Raw genomic sequence first — 12252 nt, 5'->3', positions numbered from 1 at the left:
GCCAGCAGTTAAAGGTGAACGACAAAATGGGCAATCCCATCGAAATCGCCGCTGTAATTGTTTGGCAGGTTAAAGAAACCGCCAAAGCTACTTTTTCGGTTGAAAATTACCTGCAATACGTAAATATCCAAAGCGAAGCCGCCGTACGCCATTTGGCCAACAGCTTTGCCTATGATAATCTAGAGGACGAAAGCGCCGACATCACGCTAAAAGACGGTGCCGACAAAGTAAACATGCTTTTGGAAGAAGAACTGAACGAACGCCTCTCAAGAGCTGGAATTGAGGTGATCGAAGCCCGTATTTCGCACTTGGCCTATGCCCAGGAGATTGCCAGCGCCATGCTGCAGCGCCAACAGGCCGCTGCCGTTATTGCCGCCCGCCGACTGATTGTTGAAGGTGCGGTAGGCATGGTAGAGATGGCCCTCGAAAAACTCTCGCAAAAAGGCATTATCGAACTAGACGAAGAACGCAAAGCCGCCATGGTAAGCAACCTCCTGGTGGTACTTTGTGGCGATAAGCATGTACAACCCGTAGTGAATACCGGCACCTTATACAACTAATGGAATTTGAAGAAAAACAACGACTCAACTTTTGGTGGCTCTATATCCTTTTGGGTATAGAGACCATCATCGTGTGCAGCGTGTTCTTGCTCGACAAGAACGGGTTAAATCTACAAAGTCTTAAAAAAATGTATTTCCTGCCTGTTTTGGCTGTTCTGCTTCCCTATTTGTTGATTTACCTGATCAACAAAAGCGCATTAGTCATGAAAATAGACCAATGTGGCATCGCCTACCGGTTTTCGCCATTCGCCAGACGGTCAAAAACCATTTCGTGGACACAGATCGACAGGCTCTACCTCAGAAAATACGATGCGCTTAGCGAATATGGGGGCTGGGGCCTGCGCAGCAAGCTCTGGTTCAAATTCAACGACAAGGCTTACATCTTTAACGATAAATCCATCGGCCTGCAGGTAGAAATGGGCAATGCCAAACGTGTGCTTTTCAGCATTGCACAACCCGACGAGCTTTCGCTCTTCTTGATCAATTTTAAACGTCAATACAACATAGGAGCTATCGAAACCGATGTCAGAGAAAGATAAAAAAGCATTTGTGTTAAGAATAAACCCTGCCTTGCTCAAAGAAATCGAGCAATGGGCAGCCGACGAATTTCGCAGTACCAACGGCCAGATCGAGTACTTGCTTAACGAAGCCGTAAAGACCAAGAAAAAAGGCCGTTCCAAAAAATCAACCGGCCTGGATTAGGCTCGCTACCGCTTTTGTTTAGCCTTTTGAACACACATCTAAAGGTCAAAAATCAGTTGCTTCTGCCGTAATTTGGGGCCAAATGACTAACTTGCGCCAACCAAATATCAAAAAGATCAATATATGAGAGAAGTCGTAATTGTAGCTGCCGTAAGAACGCCCGTGGGCAGTTTTGGTGGCTCGTTAGCTGGATTTTCGGCTACGCAACTAGGCGGATTGGCCATCAAGGCAGCCGTAGCCAAAGCCGGATTGGCACCAGAAAATATTCAGGAAGTATACATGGGCAATGTGCTGTCGGCTAATTTAGGACAGGCACCGGCTACCCAAGCTGCAAAATTTGCCGGTTTGCCCGATCTGCCAGCCACTACCATTAACAAAGTATGCGCATCGGGCACCAAAGCCGTAATGCTGGCGGCACAAAGTATTGCACTAGGCAATGCCGATATCATTGTAGCCGGAGGCATGGAGAGCATGAGCAATGTGCCTTATTACCTAGACAAGGCACGCAACGGCTACCGTTTAGGCCATGGCCAATTAACCGATGGCTTGATTAAAGATGGTTTATGGGATGTGTACAACGACTATCACATGGGCTCGGCCGCCGAGCTTTGTGCCGAAACCTGCCACATCAGCCGCGAGGCGCAAGATAATTTTGCCATCGAATCGTACAAAAGAGCACAAGCCGCCCAAAGCGCCGGCAAATTCAGCGATGAGATTGTTCCCGTAGAAATTAAAGACCGTAAAGGCGAAATCACCTTGTTTAGCAACGACGAAGAGCCTGCAGCGGTAAAATTCGATAAAATCCCAAGCCTAAAACCCGTATTTAAAAAAGATGGCACCGTTACCGCAGCCAATGCATCGACCTTGAACGATGGGGCAGCGGCCTTGGTACTGATGAGTGCCGAACGTGCCAAAGAAATGGGCATTAAGCCTTTAGCTAAGGTATTGGCCTATGCTGATGCCCAACAAGCGCCTGAATGGTTTACCACTGCGCCGTCTAAGGCCATCCCCTTGGCTTTGAGCAAGGCAAACCTTACAACTGCCGATGTAGACTTTTTCGAAATCAACGAAGCTTTCTCGGTGGTTTCATTAGCCAATAATCAGGAGCTCGGTCTCAAAGAAGAACAAGTGAACGTTAACGGCGGTGCCGTAGCCATTGGCCACCCACTGGGTGCCTCGGGCGCCAGGATCATCGTAACCCTGCTTTCGGTACTGGCCCAAAACCAAGGCAAAATCGGCGTAGCCGGTATCTGCAACGGAGGTGGTGGCGCCAGTGCAATAGTGATCGAAAATCTGCGTTAACCTTAACAAAACGAGTTGGATGTTTAACGCAGTTAGAAATTATACAATCCTCATGTTATTATGTTGTGCATTTACCCGGTTAAGTGCACAACATAGTTATAACCTCAACAACGACCCCAAACTCAATGCCTATCAGGATTCGTTGCGCATTTTAAGCGACGAAACCTTTACGGCCCAAGACAACCAGAGCCGTTTGGAGAAAAATGCACAGTTTGTAAAGAAATTTGTGGCTGCGCTGAAGATCAATGGTTCCTTTAACTATGGTTTTGATTCGCTTAAGCGCATTTCCATCCTCAAATCGCCCGACAATTCGTTTCGCATCATCACCTGGTTTATCCCCACTGACGAAGGTGGCTACCGCTATTATGGCACCATACAGTTGCCCCACGTCAATGGCGCACTTAAACTTTACCCCTTAACCGACGACACCAACAATCTGACGGATGCGAATGTCATTACCAGCAACAAAAACTGGTTCGGAGCACGCTATTATGAAATGGTTCCGGTAATTGTTAACGGCAAGCAGCCTTACTTTATCCTTTTGGGCTGGAAAGGCAACAACCAAAAAACAACCAAAAAGGTAATCGATGTTTTATCGTTCGAAAAAAACGAACCCGTTTTTGGCAAAAATATTTTCGAAGTGAGCAAAAACGGACCTACCAAGAACCGTGTAGTGTTCGAATACAACAAGCTCAACTCCATGACCCTGACGGTAAATGCCAAAGTAAACATGATTGTGTTTGACCATTTAGCACCCTACGATCCAAAAATGACCGGCAATTTCGAGTATTATGGTGCCGACCTGAGCTTTGATGGCTACAAGCTCACCTGGGGCAAACTGTCTTTGGTAGAAGACGTAGAACTTAAAAACGAGCCCTCACCCAACGACGACTACTACGGCAGACCCGTAAAGGCTTCTACCATTGTAACCAAATCTGGCCATTAAGTCCAAATCCCTGCTCAAAACTTAAAAATTTGCTACTCTGCCTACATGTACTTATATTGCGGGTTATACACACCTTGAAACTAGAACTATTTTAATCATTTATGTCTGCTACCCCTAAAGTAAAACACCCCAAGGGACTACCTTTCCTATTTCTTTCTGAAATGTGGGAACGCTTCGGCTACTATTTAATGATCGGCATTTTCACCTTGTACCTTAAAGACGTGAAGGCCGGATTTGCCATGACTGAGGCCGAATCGGCCGATTTATACGGTACATTTATTGCGCTCGTATTTTTAACGCCCTTTTTGGGTGGACTGATTGCCGATAGGTACCTGGGCTATACCAAATCTATCGTTATCGGAGGCTTGATGATGGGCGTTGGCTATTGCCTGATGGGCGTACACAGCCTCACCATGCTCTATTTGGCCATGACCCTGGTTATTATAGGCAACGGTTTTTTTAAGCCCAACATCTCTACCCTGCTGGGCAATATCTATTCAACCCCCGAATATCAGGACAAAAAAGACGATGGCTACAACATCTTCTACATGGGAATCAACGTGGGTGCTTTTATCTGTAATTTCTTTGGCGCGGCCATGTACATTATGCTGGGCTGGGAATATGCTTTCTTGGCCGCAGGTATCGGTATGTTTATCGGTGTAATTGTATTTTTAACCGGCTTGAAGCATTACCGGGCCTTTGATATTAAAAAAGGCGTACAAGAAGGCGATATGTCCTTTGCCAAAATCGCCATGCTTATCCTTTTTCCTTCGTTAATTGCAGGAGTTATTGGATGGATTGTACCCACCAAGCTTTTGGGCCATGCCCTGGTAGGTTCCAACTCAACCGACGCCTTTATTTTTGCCTGTTTGCCGGTAATTTATTTTTATGGCTCTTTATATTTCAAGGCCAGCAAAACCGAAAAAAGACCTTTGGCTGCCTTATTAACCATTTTCATCGTGGTTATTTTGTTTTGGGCGGTATTTAAGCAAAACGGAACAGCACTAACCACTTGGGCCGATCGCTATACCAACCGCGAAGTAAGCAACCCTGCGGCCAAACAGGCTTTTTCAAGCCTTAGCCTTTCGCAAAACGTCGTTTACCAGAAAGATAGCGTGGCTTTGTACGACGAGGCATTTCGCCTGCAGAAAAAAGATGGTGTGGTACAAAAAGAATTCAACTACCCTACCTATTTTAAAAACGTACCTGCAGCCCAATTGCCTAAAGAAGGCGAACATGTAGAGCTTTGGGCCACCAATTTAAGCTTGTCTATCAATCCGGCCTGGGTAATCATCCTTACGCCGCTGATTGTAGCCTTTTTTACCTGGCTAAGGCGAAGAGACAAAGAACCGAGCACTGCCAGCAAGATTATTTTCGGTGTATTTATATCGGCACTCTCGGTATTGGTTATGGTGGGTGCGGTTTATGCGGGGGGCAATGGTTCCGAAAAAGTTTCAGTGCTATGGCTCATGGGCAGCTATGGCGTAATCACCATAGGCGAACTGTTTTTAAGTCCGATGGGCTTGTCGTTGGTTTCTAAGCTCAGCCCGGTAAGGATTACCTCGCTGATGATGGGTGGCTGGTTCTTGTCTACCTCTATCGGCAACAAACTTTCGGGCGTATTGGCCACCATGTGGGATACTTATAGCGACAAATCGAATTTCTTTTGGGTAAATTTTGCATTGTTGCTATTTTCGGCCGTTATTGGCTTCGTTTTGCTCAAATGGCTGAATGGAATTATGAAAGAAGTAGGCGTTAAATAGCTTATTCAAGACACCAAATAGACTAATTTTAATTTAACAGAACTAAAAACTAATCTAAACCATGAATTCAGAAGAAATTCAATCCCCGGCCACCAAGGGACATCCAAAGGGCCTTTATGTGCTGTTCGCCACCGAAATGTGGGAGCGCTTCAACTATTATGGCATGCGGGCCATCTTGGTGCTGTTCATGACCAAGGCGCTATTGTTCGATAAAGCATTTGCTTCTAACCTTTACGGAAGCTACACTTCTTTAGTTTATTTAACGCCGCTTATTGGGGGTTATGTTGCCGATCGTTTTTGGGGCAATAAACGCTCGATCATCGTTGGCGGCCTGGTAATGGCCCTGGGCGAGTTTGTACTGTTTTTCTGTGCTTCTAACTATAATGCGGGGGGATTATCTACCTTTCTGTTCTTTACCGGACTGGGCTTAATGATAGCTGGAAACGGTTTCTTTAAACCGAATATATCTTCGTTGGTAGGCCAGCTTTATCCTAAAGGCGACAGGAGAACTGATGCCGCCTATACTATTTTTTATATGGGTATTAACGTGGGCGGTGCCCTGGGACCGATTATTTGCGGTTTCTTGGGCGATACCGGCAATGCGTTCGACTTTAAATGGGCATTTTTGGCTGGTGGTGTGGCAATGTTACTGGGAGTAATCGTGCAACTGATCTTCCATAAGGAATATGTAGTATCTCCAGACGGACAACCTTTGGGCATGGCTCCTAAGGAAGCATCTCCGTCTACGGCAAACCCGGTACTGATTGTTTTGGGCATGGCCGCCTTTTCAGCACTAATGATTGGCTTATTTTATGTTGATGCCAAGATTTTCAGCTTCCTTACCTACCTGCTGATTGCCTCGGTGCTTTTTATTGCCTTTATTATTTTCTCTGATAAAACCCTTAATTATATAGAAAAACAACGAATTGGCGTAATTTTCATCGTTGCTTTTTTTGTGGTCTTCTTTTGGAGCGCGTTTGAGCAAGCCGGCGCCTCGCTTACCTTCTTTGCCGAAGAACAAACCCAACGCGATTTAGGCTTTGTAACCATTCCTGCTAGTATTTTTGCTTCGCTCAATTCAATTTTCGTAGTATCGTTTGCCCCGTTGTTCGCGTGGCTGTGGATCAAATTGGGCAAAAAAGAGCCTTCTTCGCCTACCAAAATGGCTATCGGCCTATTCTTGTTGGCCCTTGGCTATTTGTGGATCGCCTTTGGCGTAAAAGACGTTTCTTCATCGGTTAAAGTAAGCATGATGTGGCTGGTAGGTATGTATGCGCTGCACACTTGTGGCGAGCTTTGCTTATCGCCAATCGGCCTGTCTTTGGTAAACAAACTGGCACCGTTAAAATTCGCTTCGCTGTTGATGGCGGTATGGTTCTTAGCTAACGCGGCCGCTAACAAACTTGCAGGTATTTTAAGTGCGCTTTATCCTCCGGGCGTAGCCGAAGTTAAAAAAGCAGCTGATGCAGGAATTAACCTACAACCCATTTTAGCTAAGCAGGCAGTGCCAACGGCCGAAGAACTGGCGAAACTCAAAGACCTTAAAATTCCTTTCGAATACCAGTCTATTTTGGGCTTCCAGATTAATTCATTGTACGAATTCTTCATCATGTTCGTGGTCATGGCAGGTATTGCTTCGCTGATTTTGTTTGCGATTACCAAGAAACTGCAAAAAATGATGCACCAAGACGTGATCGATTAACCAGATTTAACATCATTTAACCAAAAGCCCGCAAAGAAATTTCGGGCTTTTGGTTTTTAATAGCTAATTTTATCGCCGATTTAAAACATATCGAAAATCGTCAATCTAAAATCCAACATTGCAAGTGCGCGACAGCCTGGTTATCATTCCTACCTACAACGAGAAAGAGAACATTGAGAAGATCATCCGCAAGGTTTTTTCGCTCAGCCAACCTTTTGAAATCCTGATCATTGACGACGGCTCTCCCGATGGTACTGCTGGCATTGTAAAGCACCTGCAACAAGACTTTCCTGGCCAGTTGCACATCGAAGAACGCAAAGGCAAAATGGGCTTAGGTACGGCTTATATCCATGGCTTTAAATGGGCATTAAAACGCAGCTACCAGTATATCTTCGAAATGGATGCCGACTTCTCGCACAATCCCGAAGATTTGGTGAGGCTAAGGGCAGCCTGTTTGCCTGTTTCGGAATTTGTAAACGGCGGTGCCGATGTGGCAATAGGTTCAAGGTATGTTAAAGGCGTTAACGTAGTGAATTGGCCGATGGGCAGGGTGCTGATGTCGTATTTTGCATCCATGTACGTTCGTTTCATCACGCGCATCAACATCCAGGATGCTACGGCTGGTTTCAAGTGTTATCGACGCGAGGTATTGGAAACCATCCCGACAGAAAAAATCAAGTTCGTAGGCTATGCCTTTCAGATCGAAATGAAGTTTACAGCCATCAAATATGGCTTTAAAGTAGTAGAAGTGCCTATTATTTTTACCGACAGAACCGAAGGCACCTCAAAAATGAGTACGCGTATTTTCAGGGAGGCCTTTTTGGGCGTTATCCAAATGAAAATCAGCAGTTGGTTCCGTAAATACAACCGTTAAACAAGTAACAGGAGAAGCAGAAGGTTTGAGAGATGGAAGAGCTTAAAGGCTAAAGGCTTTGGGGCTACTATCATCGACTATTGGCCATTAACTACAGGCTCCCGTCTTAAGACTTCGCCCTGGCTTCCCGTATCATCTGCCCATAATTATACTTCTTGTCCATGGCCTCTACAATCATAATGATCCGTTTGGTACGCGTGGCTTCCGTTTTGGCTGAGTTTAGCCAATTGATAAAATAGTTTTGGTGCGATTTGGGCATCGATAAAAATTGCTGCATCAGGCGTTCCTCGTCGGCCAGGCAGATTTCCAAATCGTCGGGCATTTCAATCTTGAAATCAGCATCGAAAACCAAGCTCAGGCTTACTGTTGCGCCTTCTTCCTTTTTAAGCCTTTTGCGCAAATCGGCTTTTAACGGGATAATGAAATCGCCTTCGCCCATCGGCAAAAGCGCCACACCACTAACTTCTACCCCATCTATTTTTCCTTTAACCCTGAAACTCTTCTTTTCGCCAGGCTTGATTTGGTTGGCCACCGCCTGTGGGATAAAAACATAACTCCAGCCCGTTTTCTCGCCCATGGCGTCGAATTTTTCTATTTCGGCTCGGTGATTAATCATGCTTAAAGATAGTTAAATTAGGCAGGAGGCTGAGGGTAAAATAATAAAGACTGAAACTGGAAGACCAAAAAAGGTGGAAGGCAGGAAGTGAAATAGAAACCCTTGATACGTTTGCAGAACGCTCCTTCTCTTTGCGGTTATTTTTGGAAGCAGGGATTAAATACACAGCGATGAATAATTCTATAAGTTATTGCCTAAACTCAACTATTAACTATAAATTCGTTATTCAATCATTAACGCATGAAACTCAAACTAACGCTTATTTTCTCATTCATTTCTATTTGTACTTTTGCCCAGTTAAGGGTAGATAAAATTGACAGGAACGAAATACCTAAAAACCTGAAGTACCAAGGAAAAGCGGTCTACGCTGTAAAATGGACAGATAGCTTAGGCGAAAATGTAGTAATTGCTACAGAAACCGGAAAAATGCAAAGCAAAACCGTAAAAGACGACGATGGCTTCAAGGATGCAGCATTGTATGCCTATCATTATATCTTGGGGGAAAATGAAGCCAAATTGCTCTGGAAAATCAATGATTTTGACAAAGAATGTCCATTCGATTTAGAAGTTTACTTTATCAATAAAGGATTTGCCATAACGGATTTAGACAATAACGGAATCGCAGAGGTGTGGATGATTTATAGAAACAATTGCCGTAGCGATTACAGTCCGATGTCAAGCAAGATTATCATGTACGAAGGCGACAAAAAATATGCGTTGAGAGGGCATACTCGAATTAAGGCCACCGCAACAACATTTATGGGTGGCGATTACAAACTTGATTCCGCTTTTAGCGCAAAGCCTATTTTCAAAAAACACGTGCTCTCCTTATGGGCACAGTATCAATCCGAAACTTGGAATAAACAATAAAAAATAGCTTAATGCTCCTTAATTTCTTCATATTAAAAGAAAGCAACTGCTAAATCGGCGCCCTAATTCAGGAGTCTATGCAATGACTAATGACACTAATGAACCAATAAATTAAAACTTCTCTTCTATTCCTAAGCCAAACAGGGCAAAATCGTATTTGACCGGGTCTTGCGGATCGAGTTCCCGCAATTTGGAGGTCAGCTCTACGGCCGTTTGCCAATCGGTTTGCTGGCGTTCAATCAGTCCGAGTTTCCTAGCTACACGGTCTACATGCACATCGCAGGGACAAACCAATTCGCTGGCTGGAATGGTGTTCCAGATGCCAAAATCAACGCCACAATGATCTTTGCGCACCATCCACCTCAAAAACATATTGAGGCGCTTGCAAGTCGATTTCTGCAAAGGCGACGAAATATGCTTGATGGTTCTTCTCGGGTAATCGGGCAGGCTAAAGAAATACGACCTGAAATGGTTGAGTGCCTTTTCGGCCGTAAAACTGCCGGGTTCCATTTCATCCAACAAACAGGCCGAAGAGGCCATGGCTACTTCGTGCCGCTCCAAAGCTGGCAAATAATCGGCTATCAAAGTATTTCGAGGCAAAAAGGCCGTTTCCAAACTGTTAGACTGCTCGTAATGTTGCTTAAAAAAAGCCACAAAATACAGCAGATCGGTATCGTTAAAGGTACGGTGCTTAAAGCCCAGCAAGCCCTTTAAATCTTCGTCGCCATGATGGCGCATAAAATCGTATGGCGCATGGTCCATCCTCGCCAAAAGCTCGTTACATTTATTGATGATGGTTTTACGCTGGCCCCAAGCTAAAATTGCCGCAAAAAATGCGGCAATTTCTATGTCTTGTTTTTGCTGGTATTGGTGCGGAATACAAATAGGATCGTTCGGAATAAAATTGGGGCGATTGTACTGCGCCACTTTGATGTCCAAAAAATCTTTCAGTGCCAAAAATTCCATTAAGACAAAGCTTGTTCCAAATCGGCCAATAAGTCTTCAATGTCCTCCACACCAACGCTCAAACGCAAAAGATTATCGGTTACGCCAACTTTTTCGCGTTCTTCTTTCGGAATAGAGCCGTGGGTCATGGTGGTTGGATGGTTAACCAACGATTCGACACCGCCCAACGATTCGGCCAGCGAAAACACCTTGAAGCGCGAAGCCACCCTAAAGGTTTCTTCCAAATCGGCATCTTTTAAGGTAATCGATACCATGCCCCCAAAACCGCGCATCTGCTTTTTGGCAACGTCGTGGTTAGGGTGATCTTCAAAGCCCGGCCAATAGATCTTATCAATTTTAGGATGTTTTTTTAAGTAATGGGCTACTTTTTCGCCATTCTCGCAATGCGCTTTCATGCGCAGGTGCAAGGTTTTGATGCCCCTCAGCACCAAGAAAGAATCTTGCGGGCCTGGCGTTGCGCCACAGGCGTTGTATACAAAGAACAAATCTTTATACAGCTGTTCGTTGTTGGTTAGCAAGGCGCCCATCACCACATCAGAGTGGCCGCCAATGTATTTGGTTACCGAGTGCATCACGATATCTGCACCCAAATCAGCCGGGTTCTGCAAATACGGAGAGGCGAAAGTATTGTCAACCGTTAGCAACAGGTCGTGTTTTTTGGCAATCTTGGCTACGCCGGCAATATCGATGATGCGCATGGTTGGGTTGGTTGGCGTTTCAATCCAAACCAATTTGGTACGCTCGTTGATATAGGGCACCATATTTTCTGGCTTTGATAAATCCAGAAAATGGAACTTGATGCCATACTTTTCGTAAACCTTGGTAAAAATGCGGTAAGAGCCCCCGTAAAGGTCGTTACCCGTAATCACCTCATCGCCAGGTTTTAGCAGACGCAAAACCGCATCTGTTGCTCCCATACCACTGCTAAAGGCTAATCCGTATTTGCAGTTTTCTAAAGCGGCCAAACAATCTTCCAAAGCCTTACGCGTAGGGTTGGTTCCCCTCGAGTATTCGTAGCCTTTGTGTGCGCCTGGCGATTTTTGCCAGTAAGTTGAGGTTTGATAGATTGGGGTCATTACCGCTCCGGTTGTTGGATCGGGCTCCTGACCAGCATGGATAGCTTTTGTTGCAAATTTCATACTGTAATTTATTGATGATTGAAGATAAGGCCCATGTTGCCCAGCGCTTCGCGCCAAACGTCATTCGCCTAGCTGTTTTAACTATTCTGTTGTATCTCTGAACTAAACAAATAACCTAATCGCTTGCCAGTTGGATAGCCGCTACCGGCCACCATGGTTTGTTTCTGATGCAACGTTACGTCTTTGATCTGCGCAAAAGGCGGCAACAGCAAATCGGTATTTAAACAAAGAAGAATCGACCTTTCCAAAATATCGGTCAGCTTTTCTTCGGTAATTACGTTGGCTTCAAAGTCTTCGTACAAAAAGCCCAATGCGCCTTCGCCTTCTACCATAAAATGCTTTTCCTTATTGATCAAAATACGCGCAATCAGCGAGCCTTCGTCGGCCAAGCGGTTATACTTGATCGAATCGGCCAGGAAATTGTGAACATAAATCACGCCACAATAGCTCAGGCTTTTATCGGCCTTCACATAATTGCTCTGGAAGATGGAATGTGCCTCGTCAAAATTAAAAACATTACTGTGCATTGACAACATGAGCATATCGCCAGAAAATTTCAGCTGTGCTTCAAACTGGTTGTTCTCTTTATAGTTCACCTCTACCGATGGATCGATCGGCGTATAATCGGCATGCAGCCTGGTGGCAATCTTTGAAAGTATATTCTTGGTCTGTCCAAATACCTCGGCTGTGCTCCGGTAAATGGCCTGTTTTAAAGAAGCCTTGCTTTCTAGCTTGCCCAGTATCTGTTTATAGTTTTCTTCGCTCATTTTCTGTGTTCGATTTGAGTATTGAGCTGTCTCTTATACACATCT

Annotated in this window: 13 protein-coding genes; 9 read left to right on the top strand and 4 right to left on the bottom strand. The window is 44.9% G+C overall.

Annotated features, from left to right (window positions below):
* From JHD69_RS17150 to JHD69_RS17115, 8 genes are all read left to right on the top strand, one after another.
* On the top strand, window positions 1–560 hold a 560-nt coding region (locus JHD69_RS17150), incomplete at its 5' end, for an SPFH domain-containing protein (RefSeq protein WP_199141573.1).
* A complete protein-coding gene (locus JHD69_RS17145; RefSeq protein WP_199141572.1) occupies window positions 560–1099 on the top strand; it encodes a hypothetical protein in 540 nt (179 codons plus the stop codon). The genes JHD69_RS17150 and JHD69_RS17145, both read left to right, overlap by 1 nt.
* 10 nt (window positions 1100–1109) lie before the next feature.
* Window positions 1110–1262, top strand: coding sequence for a ribbon-helix-helix domain-containing protein (locus tag JHD69_RS17140; RefSeq protein ID WP_370583511.1), 153 nt, complete (start codon window positions 1110–1112; stop codon window positions 1260–1262).
* A 123-nt stretch (window positions 1263–1385) separates the two neighbouring features.
* The gene (locus JHD69_RS17135) at window positions 1386–2564 is read left to right on the top strand and encodes an acetyl-CoA C-acyltransferase (protein WP_199141570.1); all 1179 of its coding nucleotides are present in this window, start codon (window positions 1386–1388) and stop codon (window positions 2562–2564) included.
* Window positions 2565–2616: 52 nt separating this feature from the next.
* On the top strand, window positions 2617–3510 hold the full coding sequence (locus JHD69_RS17130; protein WP_199141569.1) for a hypothetical protein: 894 nt from the start codon (window positions 2617–2619) through the stop codon (window positions 3508–3510).
* A 101-nt stretch (window positions 3511–3611) separates the two neighbouring features.
* Complete coding sequence (locus tag JHD69_RS17125) at window positions 3612–5273, top strand: peptide MFS transporter (RefSeq protein WP_199141568.1); 1662 nt, start codon at window positions 3612–3614, stop codon at window positions 5271–5273.
* Between the two features lie 61 nt (window positions 5274–5334).
* Window positions 5335–6975, top strand: a complete 1641-nt coding sequence (locus JHD69_RS17120) for a peptide MFS transporter (protein ID WP_199141567.1) — start codon at window positions 5335–5337, stop codon at window positions 6973–6975.
* 124 nt (window positions 6976–7099) lie between these two features.
* Entirely contained in the window at window positions 7100–7849 is a 750-nt protein-coding gene (locus JHD69_RS17115; RefSeq protein WP_199141574.1) for a polyprenol monophosphomannose synthase, read from the top strand.
* A gap of 106 nt (window positions 7850–7955) precedes the next feature.
* Here the strand turns inward: JHD69_RS17115 and JHD69_RS17110 are convergent, their stop codons facing one another.
* Complete coding sequence (locus JHD69_RS17110) at window positions 7956–8465, bottom strand: YdeI/OmpD-associated family protein (RefSeq protein WP_199141566.1); 510 nt, start codon at window positions 8463–8465, stop codon at window positions 7956–7958.
* A 240-nt stretch (window positions 8466–8705) separates the two neighbouring features.
* Here JHD69_RS17110 and JHD69_RS17105 point away from each other — a divergent pair, with 240 nt between their 5' ends.
* Window positions 8706–9335 carry a M949_RS01915 family surface polysaccharide biosynthesis protein gene (locus tag JHD69_RS17105; RefSeq protein ID WP_199141565.1) on the top strand — a complete coding sequence of 210 codons (630 nt, stop codon included), beginning with the start codon at window positions 8706–8708 and terminating at the stop codon, window positions 9333–9335.
* 111 nt (window positions 9336–9446) lie between these two features.
* On the opposite strand, the gene JHD69_RS17100 is transcribed toward JHD69_RS17105, so the two are convergent.
* From JHD69_RS17100 to JHD69_RS17090, 3 genes are all read right to left on the bottom strand, one after another.
* Window positions 9447–10301, bottom strand: a complete 855-nt coding sequence (locus tag JHD69_RS17100) for a TIGR02757 family protein (protein WP_199141564.1) — start codon at window positions 10299–10301, stop codon at window positions 9447–9449.
* Window positions 10301–11440, bottom strand: coding sequence for a cystathionine gamma-synthase (locus JHD69_RS17095; protein ID WP_199141563.1), 1140 nt, complete (start codon window positions 11438–11440; stop codon window positions 10301–10303). The genes JHD69_RS17100 and JHD69_RS17095 overlap by 1 nt, the downstream gene beginning before the upstream one ends.
* 77 nt (window positions 11441–11517) lie before the next feature.
* Window positions 11518–12207 carry a hypothetical protein gene (locus JHD69_RS17090; RefSeq protein ID WP_199141562.1) on the bottom strand — a complete coding sequence of 230 codons (690 nt, stop codon included), beginning with the start codon at window positions 12205–12207 and terminating at the stop codon, window positions 11518–11520.
* Window positions 12208–12252: the final 45 nt, after the last annotated feature.

The organism is Pedobacter sp. ASV12, from assembly GCF_016429155.1.
Taxonomy (GTDB): domain Bacteria; phylum Bacteroidota; class Bacteroidia; order Sphingobacteriales; family Sphingobacteriaceae; genus Pedobacter.
This window is presented reverse-complemented; position numbering and strand designations above follow the sequence as displayed.

What these genes read in the sequence shown, in the direction of transcription:
- JHD69_RS17100 (WP_199141564.1), bottom strand. Translation starts at nt 10,301, where the DNA reads ATGGAATTTTTGGCACTGAAAGATTTTTTGGACATCAAAGTGGCGCAG.
- JHD69_RS17125 (WP_199141568.1), top strand. Translation starts at nt 3,612, where the DNA reads ATGTCTGCTACCCCTAAAGTAAAACACCCCAAGGGACTACCTTTCCTA.
- JHD69_RS17095 (WP_199141563.1), bottom strand. Translation starts at nt 11,440, where the DNA reads ATGAAATTTGCAACAAAAGCTATCCATGCTGGTCAGGAGCCCGATCCA.
- JHD69_RS17130 (WP_199141569.1), top strand. Translation starts at nt 2,617, where the DNA reads ATGTTATTATGTTGTGCATTTACCCGGTTAAGTGCACAACATAGTTAT.
- JHD69_RS17135 (WP_199141570.1), top strand. Translation starts at nt 1,386, where the DNA reads ATGAGAGAAGTCGTAATTGTAGCTGCCGTAAGAACGCCCGTGGGCAGT.
- JHD69_RS17120 (WP_199141567.1), top strand. Translation starts at nt 5,335, where the DNA reads ATGAATTCAGAAGAAATTCAATCCCCGGCCACCAAGGGACATCCAAAG.
- JHD69_RS17105 (WP_199141565.1), top strand. Translation starts at nt 8,706, where the DNA reads ATGAAACTCAAACTAACGCTTATTTTCTCATTCATTTCTATTTGTACT.
- JHD69_RS17110 (WP_199141566.1), bottom strand. Translation starts at nt 8,465, where the DNA reads ATGATTAATCACCGAGCCGAAATAGAAAAATTCGACGCCATGGGCGAG.
- JHD69_RS17145 (WP_199141572.1), top strand. Translation starts at nt 560, where the DNA reads ATGGAATTTGAAGAAAAACAACGACTCAACTTTTGGTGGCTCTATATC.
- JHD69_RS17090 (WP_199141562.1), bottom strand. Translation starts at nt 12,207, where the DNA reads ATGAGCGAAGAAAACTATAAACAGATACTGGGCAAGCTAGAAAGCAAG.